Annotated in this window: 16 protein-coding genes; 6 read left to right on the top strand and 10 right to left on the bottom strand. The window is 68.9% G+C overall.

Features of this window, described 5'->3' with window-relative positions; genetic code table 11:
- Window positions 1-230: 230 nt before the first annotated feature.
- Window positions 231-2243: a bifunctional DedA family/phosphatase PAP2 family protein gene (locus tag CEK65_RS05275; protein ID WP_152181001.1), complete on the top strand. Its 2013-nt coding sequence runs from the start codon at window positions 231-233 to the stop codon at window positions 2241-2243.
- 94 nt (window positions 2244-2337) lie between these two features.
- Here the strand turns inward: CEK65_RS05275 and CEK65_RS05270 are convergent, their stop codons facing one another.
- The 4 genes from CEK65_RS05270 to CEK65_RS05255 form a co-directional block, all read right to left on the bottom strand.
- Window positions 2338-2820 carry a protease inhibitor I42 family protein gene (locus CEK65_RS05270; protein WP_152181000.1) on the bottom strand — a complete coding sequence of 161 codons (483 nt, stop codon included), beginning with the start codon at window positions 2818-2820 and terminating at the stop codon, window positions 2338-2340.
- A 277-nt stretch (window positions 2821-3097) separates the two neighbouring features.
- Window positions 3098-3679 (bottom strand): LON peptidase substrate-binding domain-containing protein, encoded by a 582-nt coding sequence (locus CEK65_RS05265; protein WP_152180999.1) that lies wholly within the window; start codon window positions 3677-3679, stop codon window positions 3098-3100.
- A 28-nt stretch (window positions 3680-3707) separates the two neighbouring features.
- Window positions 3708-5147, bottom strand: coding sequence for a UDP-N-acetylmuramate:L-alanyl-gamma-D-glutamyl-meso-diaminopimelate ligase (mpl, locus tag CEK65_RS05260; protein ID WP_152180998.1), 1440 nt, complete (start codon window positions 5145-5147; stop codon window positions 3708-3710).
- 547 nt (window positions 5148-5694) lie between these two features.
- Window positions 5695-6258 carry an adenylate kinase gene (locus CEK65_RS05255; RefSeq protein WP_010343370.1) on the bottom strand — a complete coding sequence of 188 codons (564 nt, stop codon included), beginning with the start codon at window positions 6256-6258 and terminating at the stop codon, window positions 5695-5697.
- 145 nt (window positions 6259-6403) lie between these two features.
- Between CEK65_RS05255 and CEK65_RS05250 the strand changes: the two genes are divergently transcribed.
- On the top strand, window positions 6404-7660 hold the full coding sequence (locus CEK65_RS05250) for a 6-phosphofructokinase (protein ID WP_152180997.1): 1257 nt from the start codon (window positions 6404-6406) through the stop codon (window positions 7658-7660).
- A gap of 192 nt (window positions 7661-7852) precedes the next feature.
- Complete coding sequence (locus CEK65_RS05245; protein WP_152180996.1) at window positions 7853-8116, top strand: DUF6434 domain-containing protein; 264 nt, start codon at window positions 7853-7855, stop codon at window positions 8114-8116.
- A gap of 97 nt (window positions 8117-8213) precedes the next feature.
- Here the strand turns inward: CEK65_RS05245 and CEK65_RS05240 are convergent, their stop codons facing one another.
- Complete coding sequence (locus CEK65_RS05240) at window positions 8214-8696, bottom strand: hypothetical protein (protein WP_026143977.1); 483 nt, start codon at window positions 8694-8696, stop codon at window positions 8214-8216.
- Between the two features lie 314 nt (window positions 8697-9010).
- Here CEK65_RS05240 and CEK65_RS05235 point away from each other — a divergent pair, with 314 nt between their 5' ends.
- Window positions 9011-11038, top strand: a complete 2028-nt coding sequence (locus CEK65_RS05235; RefSeq protein ID WP_152180994.1) for a sodium-translocating pyrophosphatase — start codon at window positions 9011-9013, stop codon at window positions 11036-11038.
- Window positions 11039-11094: 56 nt separating this feature from the next.
- On the opposite strand, the gene CEK65_RS05230 is transcribed toward CEK65_RS05235, so the two are convergent.
- Window positions 11095-11601 carry a hypothetical protein gene (locus CEK65_RS05230; RefSeq protein WP_152180993.1) on the bottom strand — a complete coding sequence of 169 codons (507 nt, stop codon included), beginning with the start codon at window positions 11599-11601 and terminating at the stop codon, window positions 11095-11097.
- A gap of 198 nt (window positions 11602-11799) precedes the next feature.
- Here CEK65_RS05230 and ppa point away from each other — a divergent pair, with 198 nt between their 5' ends.
- Both ppa and CEK65_RS05220 read left to right on the top strand, forming a co-directional pair.
- Window positions 11800-12333, top strand: coding sequence for an inorganic diphosphatase (ppa, locus tag CEK65_RS05225; RefSeq protein ID WP_017917485.1), 534 nt, complete (start codon window positions 11800-11802; stop codon window positions 12331-12333).
- A 158-nt stretch (window positions 12334-12491) separates the two neighbouring features.
- Window positions 12492-13607 (top strand): HDOD domain-containing protein, encoded by a 1116-nt coding sequence (locus tag CEK65_RS05220; protein WP_148829581.1) that lies wholly within the window; start codon window positions 12492-12494, stop codon window positions 13605-13607.
- A 97-nt stretch (window positions 13608-13704) separates the two neighbouring features.
- Here the strand turns inward: CEK65_RS05220 and CEK65_RS21130 are convergent, their stop codons facing one another.
- The 4 genes from CEK65_RS21130 to CEK65_RS05200 form a co-directional block, all read right to left on the bottom strand.
- The gene (locus tag CEK65_RS21130) at window positions 13705-14580 is read right to left on the bottom strand and encodes a hypothetical protein (protein WP_223875541.1); all 876 of its coding nucleotides are present in this window, start codon (window positions 14578-14580) and stop codon (window positions 13705-13707) included.
- Between the two features lie 66 nt (window positions 14581-14646).
- Window positions 14647-17502 (bottom strand): TonB-dependent receptor, encoded by a 2856-nt coding sequence (locus tag CEK65_RS05210; RefSeq protein WP_152180992.1) that lies wholly within the window; start codon window positions 17500-17502, stop codon window positions 14647-14649.
- Window positions 17503-17551: 49 nt separating this feature from the next.
- On the bottom strand, window positions 17552-18448 hold the full coding sequence (locus tag CEK65_RS05205) for a helix-turn-helix transcriptional regulator (protein WP_026144680.1): 897 nt from the start codon (window positions 18446-18448) through the stop codon (window positions 17552-17554).
- Between the two features lie 120 nt (window positions 18449-18568).
- Window positions 18569-20821 carry a winged helix-turn-helix domain-containing protein gene (locus CEK65_RS05200; protein WP_226980477.1) on the bottom strand — a complete coding sequence of 751 codons (2253 nt, stop codon included), beginning with the start codon at window positions 20819-20821 and terminating at the stop codon, window positions 18569-18571.
- Window positions 20822-20869: the final 48 nt, after the last annotated feature.

Here is a 20869-nt window from a genome sequence, read left to right as displayed (position 1 = left end):
GCCAGGTGCCACCGCACGCCGCGCCTGCGTGATGCCGCCGCCCTGCGAAGCGACGGCGTCATGCACCGGCCCCGGCGCGGCGGCGCTGCCATCCCCGGCACGGGACGGCGACAACGACGCGCCCGACGGCGGACTAGGTCTGCCGGGCGGCCCGGTTGCGCAAGGCCGGTCGCCCGACACGGCACCCCGGCGCTAACGGACCGTCATCGTGCTCCCTCTATACTTGCCCGATGAATGCCTCATGGACCGATGCCACGCTGGAGTGGATCGCAGCACACCCCATCCTGGCCGGCGCGGTCATCTTCGCCATCGCGTTCTGCGATGCGGTCATCATCCTCGGCACTCTGGTGCCGGCGCTGCCGCTGCTGTTCGCGATCGGCGTGCTGATCGGCCTGGGCCAGATCTCCGGCCCGTACGCGGTGGTCAGCGCCGCGCTCGGCGCGCTGATCGGCGATGCGCTCAGCTACTGGGTCGGCTATCGCTGGGGCCATCAGCTGCGCAACTACTGGCCGTTCAAGCGCTATCCGCAGTTGCTCGACCGCGGCGAGGCGATGTTTCGCCGCAACGCCTTCAAGAGCATCCTGGTGGCGCGCTACGTCGGCGCCATCCGTCCGTTCGTGCCGGCGGTGGCGGGCATGATGAAGATGCCGCTGCGGAGCTATCTGCTGCCCAGCAGCGTGGCCGCGGTGACCTGGTCGCTGCTGTTCCTGGGACCGGGCTGGCTGCTGGGCCAGGCCTACGACGCGGTGGCCGCGGTCGCCGGGCGCCTGTTCCTGGTGCTGGGCCTGCTGGCGCTGGCGCTGGGCCTGGTGTGGGCCATCGTGCTGTACGGCTACCGCTGGTCGGCCGGGCACATGGACGCACTGCTGGCGCGCGGCCTGGACTGGTCGCGCCGGCATCCGGTGCTGGGCCGCTATTCGATCGCGGTGTTCGATCCGCAGCGCCGCGAATCGGTGCCGCTGGCGATGCTGGCGGTGATGCTGCTGGCGCTGGGCTGGGGCTGGTTCGCGCTGCTGATGGTGGTGGTGGCGCACGGCGAGCCGCTGCGCCTGGACCTGGCCGTGCACGACCTGATGCTGGCCCTGCGCAACCCGCTGGCCGACTATCCGATGACCGCACTGGCCTCGCTCGGCGACTGGCAGGTGCTGCTGCCGCCGACCGCGCTGGGCCTGCTCTACCTCGCCTGGCGCCGACGCTGGATGGCCGCGGCGCACTGGCTGGCGGCGCTGGCGTTCGGCCTGGCCCTGACCAAGCTGCTCGGCACCACCGTGCACGTGGTACGGCCGCCAGCGGCCAGCAGCGGTTTCGGCTTCCCCTCGGTGGCGGTGACCATGGCCACCATCAGCTTCGGCTTCTTCGCGGTGCTGATCGCGCGCGAGTTGCCCGGGCGCTCGCGGGTGTGGCCGTACCTGCTGTCCGGCGCGGTAGTGACCCTGATCGGCTTCGCCCGGCTGTACCTGGGCGCGCACTGGCTCAGCGACGTGGTCGGCGGCATGCTGTTCGGCATCTTCTGGCTGCTGGTGCTGGGCATCGCCTACCGCCGCCGCTTCAACCGCGGGTTCTGGATGAAGCCGCTGGCCTGGCTGTTCTACGGCGGCTTCGCGATCGCCGCGCTGTGGTACGCGCCGCGCCAGCTGGAACGCAAGCTGGCCAAGTTCGAACCGCCGCCGCCGCAGGTCACGCAACTGGCGGACGCGGCCTGGTGGCAGCACGACTGGCGCACCCTGCCGTCGCGGCGCAACGAGTTCGACGACGACCAACGCTGGCCGTTGGACATCCAGGTGGCCGGGCCACTGGCGCCGCTGCAGCGCCAGCTCGAAGCGGCCGGCTGGCGCGTGCAGCCGCAGGCCGGCTGGCAGCAGGCGCTGCAGTTGCTCGACTACAAGGCCACGCCGGCGCAGGTGCCGGTGCTGCCGGCGACGCTGGACACGCGGGTCGAATCGCTGCTGATGCTGCGCCCCGGCCCGAATCCGGACGAGCTGTACGCGCTGCGCCTGTGGCCGGCGCCGGCCCGCCTGCAGCCGGGCAACGTGCCGCTGTGGCTGGGCAGCGCGCAGAGCCTGCGCTACGAACGCCACTTCAACCTGATCGGGTTGTGGCGGCCGCTGCGCGGCGCCGATCCGGCGCTCAACGCCGTGACCGAGGCGCTGCACGCGCTGCCCACGCGCAAGGACATGCACCGCCGCAGCGAGATCCCGGTGCTGCTGGTACGCAGCGAAGGCGAAGCGCCGCCGTCGCCCTGAGCGGCGGCGGCGTTACGCCTCAACCCCTCTCGAACCGATCGGTGCCACACCGGCGCTGCGCCGCGCTGCAGGCGCCGGCGGCGGGCGATGGCGGCTACTTCACCTCGACACGGATCGAACGCGAGTCGGTGGCACGGTCCTCCCAATGCCGCGAGTAGACGAGATCGATCGCGCCGCTGCCGTGATCGGTGGCCTTGAAGGTGTAGGTGACAGTGCTGGGGCAACCCATGCGACCGGTGGCGCAGGCCGTGCCGGGTGCATGCTCGATGTCGAGCAGCGCCAGCGGCGCGGGCAAGCTGCGCAAGGCCCAGGCACTGCCGGTCGACCCGTTTTCGGAGAGGGTGACCGCGAACAGTTGCCCGCGCTGCAGGGCGAACGGCTTCATCGACGGCGCCAGGCAGGTCTTGGGCGACACCTGATCGGCATTGCCGGTGACCAGGGCGATGGAACCGCGCGGGCAGTCGGCCTGGCCCGCTGCGGCAGCGGGCGCGGGCGCGGGGGACGTCTCGGCGGCGATGGCGGGCAGGCTCGGACCGCCGCCGGCGGACAGCAACAACAGCAGGAAGGAACGCTTCATACGAAGTCCTCGATCGTGCGTGGATAGGACGTCAGGCCGCCAGGGCGGGATGCCGTTGCCGGCGGCCGGGCGCGGCCGCCGATCGCTGCCAAGCGTGGCCCGCGCCTGCTAGCGGCGCGCTGAATGCCGGCTGCGGCGCGCACGTGGCCCGCCTGTGGCATGACCCATCGAGAACAACGCGCGGCGATCGTGGCGATGATGGCGCAGCGCCGCACGGATGCCGGCCGCCGCGCTCCACGTCAGGCCAGGACGGCGACACCGCCCTCGCCTGCCTCGCTCAGGGAATCCAGGCCAGCAACTGGTCCAGTCGCGCGTGCGGGTCGTCTTCCTGCAGCAGCGACAGGCGCTGGCGCTCGTCCAGCGGCAGCAGTTCGGCCATGCGCCAGCCGACCCAGGCGGCCTGGTCGAGCTGGCGCGGGCCGGCCAGCGGATACACCGCGGCGGCCTGGTCGAGAATGCTGTCGAGCACGGTCGCCAACAGCGCATGCTGCGGACGCAGTTCGTCGTCGCCATCGGCCTCGCGCCATTCCACGTCGCCGACCACCAGGCCGTTGTCGCGGACCCGGCTGCGCAGCACGTGGAAGCGCCGCGCGCCGCGCAGGCTCAGCACCAGCACGCCATCGGCGCCGACATCGAAATCGACGATGCGCGCCTCGGTGCCGAACGCCGCCGGCACCGCCGGGGCGCCGGTCTCGCTGCCGTCCAGGATCAGGCAGACGCCGAAGCCGCTGTCGCTGCGCCCACATTCGCGGACCAGGTCCAGGTAGCGGCGCTCGAACACCCGCAGCTTGATCGAGGCGCCGGGCAGCAGCACCGCGTGCAGCGGGAACAGCGGCAGCGTGCTCCGCTGCGCGCTCACGCGCCGGCTCCGCCGTGCCCGACGACGCTCATTGCATCGCGGCCAGGAAGCGGCGCGGCGCGCCGTCGAAGCCGCCGTTGGACATGAACACCACATGGTCGCCCGCGCGCGCCTGTGCCTGCAGTGCGGCCAGCAGGGCGTCCACGTCGGGCGCCGCGCAGGCCTCGCCGCGTACCGCGGCGATCACCTTGCCCGCATCCCAGGCCAGTTCCGGCCGCTGCAGGAACACCACCGCGTCGGCGGCCTCCAGCGACGGCGCCAGCGCCTCGGCATGCGCGCCCAGCCGCATCGAATTGCTGCGCGGCTCCATCGCCACCACGATGCGCGCGGCACCGACCCTGGCGCGCAGGCCTTCGAGCGTGGTGCGGATGGCGGTGGGATGGTGGGCGAAGTCGTCGTACACGGTGATGCCCTGCGCCTGGCCGAGCACTTCCAGGCGCCGCTTGACGCTGCGGAAGCGCGCCAGCGCCGGCATCACCTGCGCCGGCACCACGCCCACCGCATGGGCGGCGGCCAGCGCGGCCAGCGCGTTCATCACGTTGTGGCGGCCGAGCAGCGGCCATTCCACCTCGCCCAGTTCGCGGCCCTGGTGCAGCACCGCGAAGCGGCTGCCGTCGGCGGCGATCAGGCGCGCGCTCCAGTCGAAGCCGGGATCGAAGCCGAAACGCTCCACCGGGGTCCAGCAGCCCATCGCCAGCACCTCGCGCAGGTGCGCGTCCTCGCCATTGACGATCAGCCGCCCGCGGCGCGGCACGGTCCGCACCAGATGGTGGAACTGGCGCTGGATCGCGGCGACGTCGGGGAAGATGTCGGCATGGTCGTACTCGAGGTTGTTGAGGATCGCCACCAGCGGCCGGTAGTGCACGAACTTGCTGCGCTTGTCGAAGAACGCGGTGTCGTACTCATCGGCCTCGACGACGAACAGCGGCCGCTCCGCCAGCTCGGCCCCCTGCTCCCCTTCTCCCCCCGGGAGACACTGGCGCGCAGCGCCGGATGAGGGTTGGGCGACCGGCAACCCCAGCCGCGCGGACACGCCGAAATCCTCGGCCACCCCGCCAATCAGGAAGCCCGGTTCGCGCCCCGCCGCCTGCAGCAGCCAGGTCAGGATGCTGGTGGTGGTGGTCTTGCCGTGGGTGCCGGCCACCGCGAGGGTGTCGCGTCCCGGCAGCACCTGCTCGCTCAACCATTGCGCACCCGAGGTGTAGGCGCGCCCGGCGTCGAGCACCGCCTCCACCGCCGCGTTGCCGCGCGACAGCGCGTTGCCGACGATCACCTGGTCGCAGTCCGCGGCGATGTGCTCGGGCAGGTAGCCCTGCTTCAGCGCGATGCCCAGGTGTTCCAGTTGTGTGGACATCGGCGGGTAGATCGCCTGGTCGCTGCCTTCGACCGCATGGCCGAGTTCGCGCGCCAGCGCGGCGACACCGCCCATGAACGTACCGGCGATGCCGAGAATATGGATCTTGCTCATGGCCCGATTGTCGCCGATCCCCCGGCGCACGCAAACCGGCGCAGGTGCGGCCGTTGGCCGTGGCAGGCAGGCCGTGGGACCGATCCGGGGCAATCGTGGCGCGGCGCCGTCAAGTAGGGAATCCCCCACATCCGCTGAGGAAAGTCCCCGATAGGCAAGTCGGGAGCCGACGCCGAGAATGAACGGGCCAGCCTCGACACCCTGTGGTTCTACTCCCCAAGAGACCATCCCCAAGGGAGCTCATGTCGTGGGGCTCTGAGCAAGCCCGTTCGCTGGCACCTTCTTTCCCCGATCCCTGCCCTCCATTGGCAGGCGGGATGCGCGCCCACGGTGGCCACTCGCTGTGCGCAGCGCAGCAGGACATGTCCTTACGTCGCTTTACCGCCGCAGGAGCGGTTTCAGCCGCGGCGTGCCTTACCGGGTATGCGTGTCGGGAAACCGCTCGTACGGGCGGGCGTGGCGCGTCGTGACGGGAGGCGCACCGCCACCGGTACGGCGCCGTCTGCACGACCGGCACCCGCGGCGGGCGCCGGCGTGCCGTGCCGCCTCAGCGGCCGATCGCCGCCAGGATGCGGGCGAGCACCTCGTCCAGCGAGCCGACGCCATCGACCCGCGCCAGCGTGCCGCGCTTGTCGTAGAAGCCGATCACCGGCGCGGTCGAATCGGTGTAGACCTGCAGGCGCTTGCGCACCGACTCGGGATTGTCGTCCTCGCGGCCTTCGGCCTTGGCGCGGCCGGCGATGCGCTCGACCAGCAGTTCGTTGGCCACGTCCAGCTGCACCACCGCGTCCAGCGGCTGGCCGAGCTTGGCCAGCAGTTCGTCCAGCGCGCCGGCCTGGGCCAGGTTGCGCGGGTAGCCGTCGAGGATGAAGCCGTTGCGCACGTCGTCGCGGCCGAGGCGCGATTCGAGCATGCCGAGCAGGATGTCGTCGGAGACCAGGTCGCCGCGCGCCATCACTTCCTTGGCCTGCACGCCCAGCGGGGTGCCGGCGGCGACTTCGGCGCGCAGCAGATCGCCGGTGGAGATGTGCGGGATCTGCAGCTTGTCCTTCAGGCGGGCCGCCTGCGTGCCCTTGCCCGATCCGGGCGGTCCCAACAGAACCAATCGCATCAACCTGACTCCTCGAGGAAAGTACCGTGCGCGGCCGGCGGCGTTAGACTCGGGGGCCACGCCTGCGCTGCACCGCAAGAGCCCCAGCTTACCGCATCCGGGCAATGTCCCGGCAATGTCCCCACCCCAGGAGCGAACCCCGACCATGGCCCAAGGCACCCTGCTGTACGCCCAGTCCGGCGGCGTCACCGCCGTCATCAACGCCAGCGCCGCCGCCGTCATCGGCGAAGCGCGGGCGCGCAAGGTCAAGGTGCTGGCCGCGCGCAACGGCATCCTCGGCGCGCTGCGCGAGGACCTGATCGACACCTCCAAGGAGTCGGCGGCGGCGATCGCCGCGCTGGCCCATACACCCGGCGGCGCGTTCGGCTCGTGCCGCTACAAGCTCAAGTCGCTGGAGGCCGACCGCGCCAAGTACGAGCGCCTGCTGCAGGTACTGCAGGCGCACGACGTGCGCTACTTCCTCTACAACGGCGGCAACGATTCGGCCGACACCGCGTGGAAGGTCTCGCAGCTGGCGCAGGCGTTCGGCTACCCGCTGCACTGCATCGGCGTGCCCAAGACCATCGACAACGACCTGGCGGTCACCGACACCTGCCCGGGCTTCGGCTCGGCGGCCAAGTACACCGCGGTGTCGGTGCGCGAGGCGGCGCTGGACGTGGCGGCGATGGCCGAAACCTCGACCAAGGTATTTGTCTACGAGGCCATGGGCCGCCATGCCGGCTGGCTGGCCGCCGCCGCCGGACTGGCCGCGCAATCGCCGGACGACGCGCCGCAGATCATCCTGTTCCCCGAACGCGCCTACGACGAGGCCGCCTTCCTGGCGCAGGTGCGCAAGGTGGTGGACAGGGTCGGCTGGTGCGTGGTGGTGGCCAGCGAAGGCATCCAGACCGCCGACGGCCGCTTCGTCGCCGATGCCGGCGGCGGCACCGATGCGTTCGGCCACAGCCAGCTCGGCGGCGTGGCGTCCTACCTGGCCGGCAGGGTCAAGGCCGAGCTCGGCTACAAGGTGCACTGGACCCTGCCCGACTACCTGCAGCGTTCGGCCCGCCACCTCGCCTCGCGCACCGACTGGGAGCAGGCGCAGGCGGTCGGCAAGGCCGCGGTGCAGTTTGCGCTGAAGGGCATGAACGCGGTGATGCCGGCCATCGTGCGCAGCAGCGATGCGCCGTACCGCTGGAAGATCGAGGCGGCGCCACTGCACAAGGTCGCCAACCACGAGAAGAAGATGCCCGCCGGTTTCCTGCGCAAGGATGGCTTCGGCATCACCGACAAGGCGCGCCGCTACCTGCAGCCGCTGATCCGCGGCGAGGCGCCGCTGCCCTACGGCACGGACGGCCTGCCCAAGTACGTGGCACTGAAGAACGTGGCGGTGAAGAAGAAGCTGCCGGCCTGGGAGGGCTGACAGCGCGGGCGCACGATCGGCATGACGTCATCGGTGCACGCCGTCGCGCGCGGGATGTCGCCGTCGGCGCCAGCCTCTGCAGGCGCTGCGCCGGACCGATCGGGGGATCGCGACAGGACGCTGCAGGGATCCTGGCGCATCCACCACAGATGTCGGATTGCCTGCAGCTTGAGAGAAGACGAGGCCACCAGGATGCGCGACACGCACGAAGACCCAAGCAGCGCGTCCGGCCCAGTGCGCTTCGATTGGCACAGCGACCCAATCACCCGTGCGACGCCGGTGGACGAGCACTATCGCAACACGCAGAACGTGCGCCGCTTCCTCGTGACCATGTGCGGCGACGGCTTCGCGTTCGACCGGGCGTTCATGGCCTGGATCAGGAACGGCGTCGCCAAGACCATGGGCGACGTCGCCGACGAATGGCGGCGACGGCACACCGGCACCGTGCCGACCTGAGGCACCGCGCGCGCCGCATGCGACGGATCGGCGATCGCAGCCGCCCTGCCTGCGCGATGCAGGCGTGACGGCCGAGGCGGCTCGACAATCCTCCCGCTCAGCGGCAGGCCTTGCCTTCCACCGTCATCTGCGCGGTGAACTGCGGCACCTGCGGGACCTTGCCGGCGGCCGCCTGCTGCTTGGCCTCTTCCAGATAGATCCGCGACTGGCCCTGACCATCGCGCTCGGTGTTCAGCGCCACCGGCTTGCGCCACACCCGCACCACCGCCTGCTGCGACGGACAGGCGGCGCTGGGCACGCGGATCAGATCGTTGAACTTCCAACCGGTGGCCTCGCTGGGCTTGGCCTGATCGAACTCGACCAGCCTGGCGCGCGGCTGGCAGGTCGGGCTGCTGCGCACCGCGGAGAAGCGGTAGGGCTGCGCCGCATCGCCGGTGTACTCGCCCTCGAAGCGCACGCAGGCCTCGGGGATCTGGCGGATGGTATGCACCACGCCCACCGCCTGCGGCGCGCTGGCCGGGCGCTGCAGTTCCGGGGTCGGGTCGGCGGCTGCAGCGGCCAGCGGCGCCAGCGCACACATGCCGAGGGCCAGGATCGAGGCGCGTGCGCGCAGCCTTGGGGAAATCGTCGATTGCATCGGAGGGCTCCTGGGAAGCGATGCGCCACGCTGCCACGCACAGACTGAACCGCACGCCAAAAGTGAGACGCCCTGCCTGGTCGCTGGCGGCATCACGGAGGCAGGCGCATACTCGCCCACGTTCAGGCCAGATGACATTGCGATACGCACCAGCGGCGCGCGTTGTGGCCGCGGAGTCGTTGCATGCTTCAGCTCCTACGGTGTGATCCCCCGGTATGTCCAGCGCTTGGGCGCCATCCACATCCTTGGGAGGGGTCATGCTGGAACGATATGCGGTCACCGTGGCACTGGCGTGCGCGGCTCTGGCGGTGCTCTACGGCATCGTCTCCACGCGCTGGATCCTGGCGCAGCCCGCCGGCAACGAACGCATGCGGCAGATCGCCGATGCGATCCAGGAAGGCGCCCGCGCCTACCTCAACCGACAGTACCTGACCATCGCCATCGCCGGCGCGGTCCTGCTGGTGCTGGTCGGGGTGTTCCTGAGCTGGTACACCGCCGGCGGCTTCGCGATCGGCGCGGTGCTGTCCGGGGTCGCCGGCTACATCGGCATGAACCTGTCGGTGCGCGCCAACGTGCGTACCGCCGAAGCGGCGCGGCGCGGGCTGGCGCCGGCGATGGCGGTCGCGTTCCGCGGCGGCGCGATCACCGGCATGCTGGTGGTCGGGCTGGGCCTGATCGGCGTGGCCGGCTACTACGGCCTGCTGCAATGGCTGGGACACAGCGTCGGCGACAGCCTGCATGCGCTGGTCGGCCTGGCCTTCGGCAGTTCGCTGATCTCGATCTTCGCGCGCCTGGGCGGCGGCATCTTCACCAAGGGCGCCGACGTCGGCGCGGACCTGGTCGGCAAGGTCGAGGCCGGCATTCCCGAGGACGATCCGCGCAATCCGGCGGTGATCGCCGACAACGTCGGCGACAACGTCGGCGACTGCGCCGGCATGGCCGCCGACCTGTTCGAGACCTACGCGGTCACGGTGATCGCGACGATGCTGCTGGGCGGGCTGATGGCCGCCGAGGCCGGGCGCAACGCGGTGCTGTATCCGCTGGTGCTGGGCGGGGTGTCGATCGTCGCCTCGATCGTCGGCACCTTCTTCGTGCGCGTGCGCCCGGGCGGCTCGATCATGGGCGCGCTGTACAAGGGCGTGGTGGTCTCGGCGGTGCTGGCGGCGCTGGCGTTCTGGCCGGTGACCCAGCAACTGATGGGCGACACCGCCGCCGGTGCCGGCAAGCTCTACGGCTGCGCGCTGATCGGGCTGGCGCTGACCGGGCTGATCGTGTGGATCACCGAGTACTACACCGGCACCCAGTACAAGCCGGTGCAGCACGTGGCGCAGGCCTCGACCACCGGCCATGGCACCAACATCATCGCCGGGCTCGGCATCTCGATGAAGTCCACTGCGCTGCCGGTGATCGCGGTGTGCGCCGCGATCTGGGGCGCGTTCGCGCTGTCGGGCCTGTACGGCATCGCCATCGCCGCCACCGCGATGCTGTCGATGGCCGGCATGATCGTGGCGCTGGACGCCTACGGCCCGATCACCGACAACGCCGGCGGCATCGCCGAGATGGCGGAACTGCCGCCGGAGGTACGCGCGGTCACCGACCCGCTGGACGCGGTCGGCAACACCACCAAGGCCGTGACCAAGGGTTATGCGATCGGCTCGGCGGCCCTGGCGGCGCTGGTGCTGTTCGCCGACTACACCCACAACCTGCGCGCCGCGCACCCCACCGAAACCTTCGCCTTCGATCTATCGGACCACACGGTGATCATCGGCCTGCTGATCGGCGGCCTGATCCCCTACCTGTTCGGCGCGATGGCAATGGAAGCGGTGGGCCGCGCCGCCGGCGCGGTGGTGGAGGAAGTCCGACGGCAGTTCCGCGAGATTCCCGGGATCATGCAGGGCACCGACAAGCCGCAGTACGACCGCGCGGTGGACATGCTGACCCGCTCGGCGATCGGCGAAATGATCGTGCCCTCGCTGCTGCCGGTGGCGGTGCCGATCGTGGTCGGCCTGTTGCTGGGCCCGCGCGCGCTCGGCGGCCTGCTGATCGGCACCATCGTCACCGGGCTGTTCGTGGCCATCTCCATGACCACCGGCGGCGGCGCCTGGGACAACGCCAAGAAGTACATCGAGGACGGCCATTTCGGCGGCAAGGGCAGCGAGGCGCACAAGGCCGCGGTCACCGGCGACACCGTCGGCGACCCGTACAAGGACACCGCCGGCCCGGCGATCAATCCGCTGATCAAGATCATCAACATCGTGGCGTTGCTGCTGGTGCCGCTGCTGTAGCCACACGCGCAGCGGGCGTCGGCGACATGCCGGTGCCTGCTGCGCGTCCTTTGCCGCTACAGGCAGTCGATCAGACCGTCGTTGATGCTGTGCTCGCTGTGCGGCAGCGGCGCGAACAGCGGCCGCTCGCCCGACAGCGCCGCGTACAGCGCGTGCAGCCGGGTCTGCGGCTGCAGCGGCGTGCGGCAGTGCCACAGCCTCGCATCGACCACGACCCGGCCGGTGTCCGGATCGACGCTGGCCTCGCTGGCGCCGAAGCTCCAGATGCACTCCCCGATCACCCCGTCGCGCTGGCGCACCGAGCAGCGATAGCGCAGCGGCCGGTAGTCGCTGTAGTCGCCTTCGCAGAAGGTGTCGCCGCAGAGCTGGTCGAAGTCGTGCGCCAGCCGTTGCTCCAGGTCGGAGAACGCCTCCCAGCCCTCGCCCGGGGCGGGATAGTCCATCGCATCCACGTAGGCCGGTTGCGCCTGCTGCGCCTGTCGCGCCTGCGCACCGCCGCAGGCCAGGACCAGCACCGCCAGCAGCGGCAGCAGCGGCAGCATCGATTGCCGGATTCCGTTCATCGTCTTGCTCCTTGGGTGGGGACAGTGGCCACAGGATCGCCGCCACCCGATTCCGGCACCATCGGAATGCGCCCCATGCGGGCCGGTATGGAGTCCGAAACCGCTGTAGGAATCCTCCGAACCGCCGTGCGCTGCATTGCAACAGCCAACCGACTAGAATGCCTGCCTCTTTAGAAGCCACTCCACTGGAGCTAGCGCATGGGTCTGGAACTGGTCACCTCCGGCAAGAACCTGCCGGAAGAAATCAACGTCGTCATCGAAATCCCGAAGGATTCCGAGCCGGTCAAGTACGAAGTGGACAAGGCCAGCGGCGCCATCTTCGTCGACCGCATTCTCTCCACCCCGATGCGCTACCCGTGCAACTACGGCTACGTGCCCAATACCCTGTGCGGCGACGGCGACCCGGCCGACGTGCTGGTGGTGCTGCCGCTGCCGCTGGTGCCCGGCTGCGTGGTGCGCTGCCGCCCGGTCGGCGTGCTGAAGATGAGCGACGAGGCCGGTAGCGACGAGAAGATCCTGGCGGTGCCGGTGGCCAAGGTGTTCCAGGGCTATGCGCACATCGAGGACATCACCCAGGTGTCCGGCCACTGGATGGAGCGCATCGGCCACTTCTTCGAGCACTACAAGGACCTGGAGAAGGGCAAGTGGGTCAAGCTCGACGGCTGGGGCAACGCCGAGGAAGCCAAGCGCATCCTGCGCGAGTCCGTGACCCGCTTCGAAGCCGGCGCCTGAGCCGCCGCCACGGCGGGGCGCTGCCGCCCCGCCGTGGCTGATCCGTTTCACGTTTTGCCGTTGCCGGGGCGCCGCCCTTCGGGGTTTGCGGTACATTGCGCCATGGCATCACCGAGCCCGGTCCGTCCGCGATCCGGCTCTTCTTGGGGGACAGTCTCTTGCGCATCCTGTTCGTCGGCGACGAAGCCAGCCTTCCGTCCGAAGTCACTGAATACATTCGCGATCTTGGCGACGACTGGCAGGTCCAGAGCGTTGCCGACGGCAATGCCGCGATCGCCGCGGCGGCCACGGTGCGCCTGGATGCGGTGATCGCCGCGCCGACGCTGCCGGACCTGACCACCGCCACCCTGCTCGGCCAGATCCGCACGCTGAGCCCGGAAACCATCCGCATCGCGCTGATCGAGGCCGAACAGAGCAATCGCGCGCCGCCGGCGCGGATCATCGGCGTGGCCCACCGGTTCCTGCCGCTGCCGCTGTCCCCCGAAATGCTGCTGGAGGCGGTCACCAGCCTGGAGGAACTGCAGGAACTGCTGGGCAACCCGCGCCTGCGTTCCAGCATCGGCCGCATCGAGAAGCTGCCCTCGCCGCCGCATCTGTACCTGAGCCTGATGCACGCGCTGGAGCAGGACGAAGGCAGCAACGCCGCCGACCTGGCCAAGCTAGTCTCGGCCGACCCGGCGATCGCGGCCAAGGTGCTGCAGCTGTGCAATTCGGCGTTCTTCTCCAACGGCCGCACCATTTCCGACCTGCGCACCGCCGTGACCCGGCTGGGCACCGCCACCCTGCGCGACTTGGTCCTGGCCAGCGAAGTGTTCTCGGTGCAGGCGCTGTCCAACACCGAGCGCAACGCGCTGCAGCAGCGCTCGCTACTGGCGTCCAAGCTGGCCGCGAAGATGCTGCCGGCTTCCAGCGTCGAACTCGGTTCGACCGCGGCGCTGCTGGCCGACATCGGCCTGCTGCTGCCGGGCGTGCGCGACGAGCGCGAGCCGCCCACCGATGCCAACGACACCCGGCCGGGCCACGCCGAAGCCGGTGCCTACCTGCTGGGCCTGTGGGGCCTGCCGATGCCGATCATCGAGGCGGTGGCCTTCCATCGCCAGCCGCAGCGTTCCAGCACCCGCAGCTTCTGGGTCACCGGCGCGGTGCACGTGGCGATGGCGCTGGCCAGCGGCTCGGAGGTCGACGAGGAGTACCTCTCCAAGACCGGCATGCTCAACAAGCTGCCGAGCTGGCGCGAGCATGCCGAGAACCTGATGGGACTGACCTCGGCGTAGGAATCATCATCCTATGCACGAAAAATTTGACCTCCGCGGAAAATAAACGCAAAAAAAACGGGCCACAAGGCCCGTCTTTTTTAACAGGGGACAAGACTTACTGCGTTCTATACTGAACGAGGCAAACTTGCTGCACGCCGGATCCGCTGCAACTGATGGCGCGAACCGAGCCACCTTGGGAGCCGACGACTTTGATTGTGGCGCCTAAACTTTGCATGTGCTCGGCCATGCGGTTCAAATTTTCACCACCATAATCCGTCCAATCCCCCTGAACCTCCTGGATATCACTGGGAATAAGCTGCCCAGCGCCGGTACGCGCACTACCGGGCTCCGTATTTCCATTCTGATTTTCAAGATTGACAATGATTGTCACATAAGACCCATCCTTGAAAACCACCTTGTACATTATCCGTGCCTGATCACGCAGCCCGGTGTAGTTGGATGCCAACTGCAACAAGTCAGTCATTGCCGTAAGGACATTGGCGCCAACGACTGAAGATATAACATTTACATTACCGGTCGCCGATTCGATCATCGCCCTCAAATTAGCGTCCCGAACGAATTCGTATGCGGTCTTGCTAGCAGCATCGGGGTTAAGTCCAAGCATGCTGACCGGAACATTGTAAGTAGGGCGTATTGTTCCACCACCGCTAACATAAAGTTCGTGAGCACGTCTCACTTCCTCGGAAGCACCCGGCGGCGGCGTCTGTTTACGAACGACCGGATTCGCCGCAGTTGTCGTGCGGAGCGGAACTCCACCACCGCCGCCACCAGATCCCACGTACCACTGCTGGATCTTGTTTCCACTCACGCTGTACACAATGTGCGTACCCGTGCCGCGATTTACGGCTTCTGCGCGAAAATCCCCATCATCCTGACAGCTTTCACATCGAATCGCAGCAGCTTCGGCCGAAGGACCGTAGAACGTTCCAGCACCAACAGCAACCACGCCAATCAGAAAATGTCTAATCACGATAAAATCCTTTTTTAAGAAAAAAGCATGGCGGGCCTTGGCCCGCCATGCGCTAGTTCAATCAAATCAGAAGCGCTGGGTGTACTTCATGTACACGTAGCGACCGATGTCGAAGCCGCCGTAGTAGGCGAAGCTGCTGTCCGGGGCCGAGTACATCAGCGGACCGCGGTGGTCGAACACATTGTTCGCACCGATGGCGATCGTCGCGTCCCACGGCGCCTTCCAGTTGACCTGCAGGTCGTGGAAGGTGTTGGAACCGGTGTGACGCAGCGGATCGGCTTCGCCATTGGCGAAGTGGTCCGGCGCATCGCAGTAGTCAGCAGCGCGCGAGATGCACTTTTCCTTCATGCCGGAGTAGTAGCGCAGGGTGTAATTCACACCGAAGTCGCCCAGCGTCCAGTTCACGCCCAGGTTGGAACGCACGCGGAAGATGCCCGGAGTACCGACACTGCCGATGGTGATGTTGTCGCCCGCAGCGTTCTGGCCGGCTTCGTCGTACTTGCTGACGTAGCTGGTCTGCCAGTCGATCATGATCTTGCCGAACGCCATTTCCGGCAGACGGTAGCGGATGCCCAGATCGTAGCCTTCGGTCTCCATCTGGCCGAGGTTGGCCACACCGTAGGTCATCGCAGAGATGTGGCCGTCGGCGGCGCGGGTCACGCCGGCGCAGCGCTCGGCATTGCCCAGCACGTAGCAGTCGCGCAGGATGCGATCGACGCTATCGGCGATGATCATGTCCTTGATCTCGTAGCGGTACCAATCCAGCGAGATGTCCAGGCCCTGTACCCAGCGCGGGCTCCACACCAGACCGGCGGTCTTGCTGGTGGAGGTTTCCGGACGCAGGTTCGGGTTGGAGCCGCTGATGAACTCGTCCGGGGTCTGGCAAGGAAGGGTCGAACACGGCACGTAGCCCTGGCCCAGCTGGGTGTAGCCGACCGGCACGCCGGCCGCGCCGCACGCCGCATTGCCGTTGACGCTGTTCGGCGCACCCACGCCGCACGGATCGATGTACGACTCGAAGCTGCTGTTCAGGCCGCCATACAGATCGCTGATCGTCGGGGCGCGGAAGCCCTCGGCGTAGGTGCCGCGGACCAGCAGCTCGTCGATCGGCTTCCAGGTGAAGCCGAACTTGGAGTTCACCGTGTCGCCGAAGTTGCTGTAGTCGGAGTAGCGGCTGGCCAGGTTCAGGGTCAGCTGCTTGGCGAACGCCATGTCGGCCAGGATCGGCACGTTCAACTCGAGGTAGAACTCGTCCAGATCGTAGTTGCCGGCGGTGGTCTTGGCGCCCAGGCCGGTGCTCTCACCCGACTGCGCGAAGGCGTCCGGCGAGAAGCGGCCTTCTTCCTTGCGGTGCTCGTAGCCGACCGCGATGCCGAGGTCGCCCGCCGGCAGCGTCGCCAGCGTGCCGCTCAGGTTGGCGGTGTAGCTGGTGGTCTTGGTCAGGCCGGTATCGGTGAAGTACGGGAACAGGAACGCCTGGGTGTCCGCATCGGCCAGCGAACCCGGGCCAGCCACGCCGTACGGCAGCAGCGGGTTCCACGGGCGGCAGGCGCTCAGCGGGACCGGCGCGGCGGCGGTACCGCACTGGGCGACGCCATTGGCGTTGATGAAGGACGAACCCAGCGCCTGGCGCGAGGCGATCAGGCTCATGTCGCCGTGACCGGTCTTGGTGCTCTCGTTGCGGTTCCACAGCGCACCGACGTCCCAGTCCCAGCTCTTGTCGGCGAACTCGAAGGAGCCGCTGATGGTCGGCGCGAAGCGCGTGGTCTTCAGCTTGCTCTCGGTGGTGCGCGGCACTTCCCACAGGCGGCGGCGGAAGTCGATGTCCTGGCCGATCGGGTTGAACGCGCTGTCGCCGGCCAGCGGGGTGCCGAACGCGGCGGACTGGTACGGATAGCCGGCGATCTGCTGATCGGTGGTGCGCTCGTTGTAGAGGATGTCGGCATTGAAGACAATCGCATCGGTCAGATCGTAGTTGGCGTTGGCGAACACCGACTTACGCTCGATGCCGGTCTGCACCATCATCTGCTGGTTGGAGTTGGCGTACTCGGCCGGGGTCAGCGGATGGTAGTCGGCCGGATTGTTCGGGTTGCCGCCCTGGTTCAGCGTCTGCCACACAGCGGCTTCCGGATCCGAGCAATCCACGGTCAGCGGGTTGCACCAGCTGCCGTTCTGGCTGATCGGACTCCAGCCGCTCGGCGTCGAGTTCGGGCCACGGCTGCCGTCGCGGCTGAACCAACGGTTCTTGGCGAACACCGGATCCTGCTTGGAATACTCGGCGGTCAGCGCCACGCCACCGCGCTCGCCCTGGGTGCCGATGGTGAAGGAGTACTGCGAGGTCTTGCCGTCGCCTTCGCCGAACTGGCCGAACTCGGCCGAGACTTCGGCGCCGTCGAAGCGCTTGCGGGTGATGACGTTGACCACGCCGGCAATGGCGTCGGAGCCGTAGATCGACGAGGCGCCGTCCTTCAGCACTTCGATGCGCTCGATCGCCGCCATCGGCACCTGGCTCAGGTCCTGCAGGCCGGAGGTGGTCGCACCCAGGCGCTTGCCGTTCAATAGCACCAGGGTACGCTCGGCACCGAGGTTGCGCAGGTCGACGTAGTAGCCGCCGACGTTTTCGCCGGACGCTAGCGCATCGGCGCGCGAGATCGCCGGGGAACCGGCCGAGGTCAGGTTCTGCAGCACGTCGGCGACCGAGGTGTAGCCCTGGCGCTCCAGCGCCTGGCGGTCCAGGGTCAGGATCGGCTGCTGGGTTTCGACGTCGGCGCTACGGATGCGCGAACCGGTGATTTCGATCCGGTCCAGCGTGGTGGTGGACGAGGCGGCGGCCTCTTGCGCGCCGGCAATCGCCGGCGTCAACGCGATCGCGATGCTGGCGGGCAGCAAGCCCAGCCGCACTGCGGGAGTGCGAAGGTTCATCAATCTCTCCAGGGTAACGTTAGGGGCGTGTTAAGACGCCCTCGGCACGTTACGTTCCGGTGAGCGCGGCTGCTTTGCCGCTGTCGCCTGCAGACTTTGCCGATTCTGGCGGCACGGTGCTGCCATGGCGATATTGCGAGGCGGAGACACCGAAGCGAGCGCGGAACGCCCGCGCGAAGCTGCAGCAGTTGTCGAATCCGCTGGCGGCGGCCACCTCGCCGATCATCATCGTGGTGTCGCGCAACAGGTCCGCCGCGCGCTCCAGGCGCAGGCGCGCCGACAACGCCTGCGGGCTTTCCTCGTACAGGCTCTGGAACGTCTTGGACAGGTACCAGCCGGAGAAGTTGGTCAGCTCGGCCAGTTCGCTGATCCGCACCACGCGGTCGCGATGGCCGTCCAGATACAGCCGCGCACGCTGCATGCGCCCGAACACTTGGCGCTTGCGCATCCGCGAGCGCCCGGGACAACGCTGCACGCGGCGCGACAACTCGCCCTGCATGGAGGCCAGATGCAGCAGCACCGGCCGCATCGCCAACGCATCGCCGGGCCGCGCCGCCGCCTGTCGCCACAGGCGCAGGGCGGTCCGCGTCTCGCGCAGCGACAACTCGCCGCGCCCCGCATACAAGGTCTCGTCGGCCATCCGGCCCAAGGCCTTCAGCGCCTCGCCATCCAGGCTCAGCCCGATGCACAGGCCGTCGCGGTCGGTCTGCAGCATCGGCCGCGAGTCGCGTTCGAAGGCCAGCCACTGGCCGCGGCGCAGGGCGAAACGCCCCTCCTTGGCCTCGATCCAGGCGCTGCCACGCAACTGCAGCCAGACCGTGAAGGCATTCGCCGAGGCCTGCACGCTGGCCAGGCGCGCCGCGCCCAGGCAGGCCGGACCCGCCGGCGCGTCGTCGGCGTCCAGCACCAGTTGTTGTCCATGATCGACCAGGAAAGATTGCCGCATCCGAGCACCTGCTTGACGTAAACCGGTGCGCAGTCTTTGCCGAATGTGGCGGCAGGTCAGGACGTCTTGGCGATAGTTGTCCGAAATCGCCACGACGCCCTTACGAACAACTTACGAAGCCTATTTTTCCTTCCGGATCAGCCAGTTGTGCGAGATGGTCGAGAACCATTCCGGCTGCTCGTGCACGCGCATGAAGCCAATCTCGCTGCCATCCTCGACCGCCAGTGCCACATAGGCGTCGCCACTGCGCGGATCGATGCTGAAGCCGTTGACCGCACTGAAGTGGTCGCGGTCCAGGCACACGCTCGCAGCGAGGCCACCGTCGATCCGCGCCATGCGGCTGGCGCATTCGCCGGTCTGGAACAGGTAATGCACCGCACCCTCGGGACCCAGCGCCCAGCTGCGGTAGCGCCACAGCGACGGCAGACTGTCGTCCACGACACGCACGCTGGCCAGATCCAGGCTGGCATCGACACGCCACAGGCCGCTGCGCGCGAGCCGGGTGAACAGGATCTCCCCAGTGGCAGGATCGGCACGGACCTGGGAAACATCCGGCAAGGTCGCCAAGGGCCGCCAGGGCACCGAGCGCCGGTCGTACAACTGCAGGCGGGTGCGGCCGTTCTCGCCCAGCAGGACCAGCAGTTGACCGGGTTCGGCGGTGTACAACGCCTGCAGCGGCTCGCCGGCCGGCACCGGCAAGGCCGCCACACTGCCGGATTGCGGCCGGACCTCATAGATCGCCGAATGCCCCTGCGCATCGCGGCCGCTGACCAGCAGGGCCTGGCTGTCGGCCGACCACGCCAGCGGCTGCCGGGTCTCCGGCCGCACGCCCTCGATCAGCCGCAACGAGGTCGGCTGGCGCACATCGCCCCACCACAGTGCATAGCTGCCGTCGCGATCGGAGGTGAAGGCGAGTTGGCGCCCGTCGGGCGCGATGCTCGGCTGGCCGTCGCGGCCGGTGGACGCGAACAGCCGCTGGCGCTCGCGCGGCACATCCGCCGCTCCCGCACGGATGCGGTACACGGCGAACTGCGGACGCCGGTGCACGAACGCCAGGCTGCCGCCGTCGCGCGCCAGCCGCGGCGCCTGCGCATCGCTCAGGCCCAGGTCGCGCAGGCGCCGGGTCTGGGTGTCCAGCCGGTACAGCCGGGTCTCGCCATCGACGCGGCGCCCGAACACGATGCCCTCCCCGTCGCGCGCCCAGTCCCAGCCGCGGATCTCGGCGAATTCATGGGTCAACGGCTCGGCGGTGCCGCCGGCCGCTGGCATCCGCCACAGCCCGCCCATCTGCGGATTGCGCACGAAGGCGATCCATTTGCCGTCCGGCGAGTAACGCGGCGCGTAATCGAAATCGCCGGCGGCGACCGGATAATCCAGCGCCGTCCAGCGCCCGCTGCCCAGATCCAGCACGCGGATGCCGCGCGCCGGCTGACGCCCGTTCATGCTGCCGAACACCAGGCCGCGGCCATCCGGCGTCCAGTCGAAGCTGAGCAATTCGCTGTCGTCGCAGCGAGCGACCTCGCGCGCGGGCGTGCGCCCGTCGGCCTGCACCAGCATCACCCGGCACTGGCGGTCGGCACCGAGTCGGGCGAAGGCGATGTGCGTGCCGTCGGGCGACCAGGCGGGCAGGCGGTCGGAGGCGCCGCGGGCCGGGACGCCCAGCGAGCGCGGGGGCGTACTGCCGGCAGCGCCGCTGGTCGGCTGGATGAGCAGCTGGGTGCCATCGCTGCCGGTGGCGCGTGCGGCATAGGCCACCTGCGCGCCATCCGGAGACAGCGCCGGCTCCAGCTTGAACCCGGACATGGCGGTGATCAGCCGGTACGGCCGCTTGGGGCTACCCAGCACGCGTTCCTGCTCGGCGCTGTCGGCGGGCACGGCCTCGGGGCGCGCGAACCACCACCAGCAGGCCAGCGCCAGCACCAGCATCGACGCCGCACCGGCGGCAGCGGCGAGCCATGACGGCGCGCGCCGCCGCGCCGCAGGGGCGATGGCCGGAACACGCGCCGCAGCCGTCTCCGTGGCGGCGTCCGTGTCCAGCGATGGAGCCGCCGCCGCGTCCGCCTCGGCCTCGACATCCGGCAAGGCCTGTACCGGTGCCACCAGGCGGTAGCCGGTCTTGGCCAGGGTCTCGATGTACACCGGCGCCTCGCCGCGCACGCCGGCCGCGAACGCCTTGCGCAACTGGGTGATGGCCTGCGTCACCACATCGTTGGTCGGCTGCGTGTCCGGCCAGACCTGCGCCAACAGCGCCTCGCGCTCCACCACCTGACCCGGTTGCGCCAGCAACACCCGCAGCACACCCATCGCCTTGGGCGTGAGCCGTTGCGGCCGGCGCGCGCGCGGCGCATGCACTTCCCGCAAGGACAGCAGCACCAGACAATCGCCGACCTGCATCCGTTGCGGAAGCGTCGATGTGGCGGA

This window comes from Xanthomonas sp. LMG 12459, from assembly GCF_009192905.1.
In the GTDB taxonomy this organism is placed as follows: Bacteria; Pseudomonadota; Gammaproteobacteria; order Xanthomonadales; family Xanthomonadaceae; genus Xanthomonas_A; species Xanthomonas_A sontii.
Note: the sequence above shows the minus strand (reverse complement) of the source record. Positions and strands in the feature narration are given on the sequence as shown.

Bases quoted from the DNA above. Each gene is read 5' to 3' on its own strand.
- CEK65_RS05275 (WP_152181001.1), top strand. From the start codon at position 231: ATGAATGCCTCATGGACCGATGCCACGCTGGAGTGGATCGCAGCACAC.
- CEK65_RS05270 (WP_152181000.1), bottom strand. From the start codon at position 2,820: ATGAAGCGTTCCTTCCTGCTGTTGTTGCTGTCCGCCGGCGGCGGTCCG.
- mpl (WP_152180998.1), bottom strand. From the start codon at position 5,147: ATGAGCAAGATCCATATTCTCGGCATCGCCGGTACGTTCATGGGCGGT.
- CEK65_RS05255 (WP_010343370.1), bottom strand. From the start codon at position 6,258: ATGCGATTGGTTCTGTTGGGACCGCCCGGATCGGGCAAGGGCACGCAG.
- CEK65_RS05250 (WP_152180997.1), top strand. From the start codon at position 6,404: ATGGCCCAAGGCACCCTGCTGTACGCCCAGTCCGGCGGCGTCACCGCC.
- CEK65_RS05245 (WP_152180996.1), top strand. From the start codon at position 7,853: ATGCGCGACACGCACGAAGACCCAAGCAGCGCGTCCGGCCCAGTGCGC.
- CEK65_RS05240 (WP_026143977.1), bottom strand. From the start codon at position 8,696: ATGTGTGCGCTGGCGCCGCTGGCCGCTGCAGCCGCCGACCCGACCCCG.
- CEK65_RS05235 (WP_152180994.1), top strand. From the start codon at position 9,011: ATGCTGGAACGATATGCGGTCACCGTGGCACTGGCGTGCGCGGCTCTG.
- CEK65_RS05230 (WP_152180993.1), bottom strand. From the start codon at position 11,601: ATGAACGGAATCCGGCAATCGATGCTGCCGCTGCTGCCGCTGCTGGCG.
- ppa (WP_017917485.1), top strand. From the start codon at position 11,800: ATGGGTCTGGAACTGGTCACCTCCGGCAAGAACCTGCCGGAAGAAATC.
- CEK65_RS05210 (WP_152180992.1), bottom strand. From the start codon at position 17,502: ATGAACCTTCGCACTCCCGCAGTGCGGCTGGGCTTGCTGCCCGCCAGC.
- CEK65_RS05205 (WP_026144680.1), bottom strand. From the start codon at position 18,448: ATGCGGCAATCTTTCCTGGTCGATCATGGACAACAACTGGTGCTGGAC.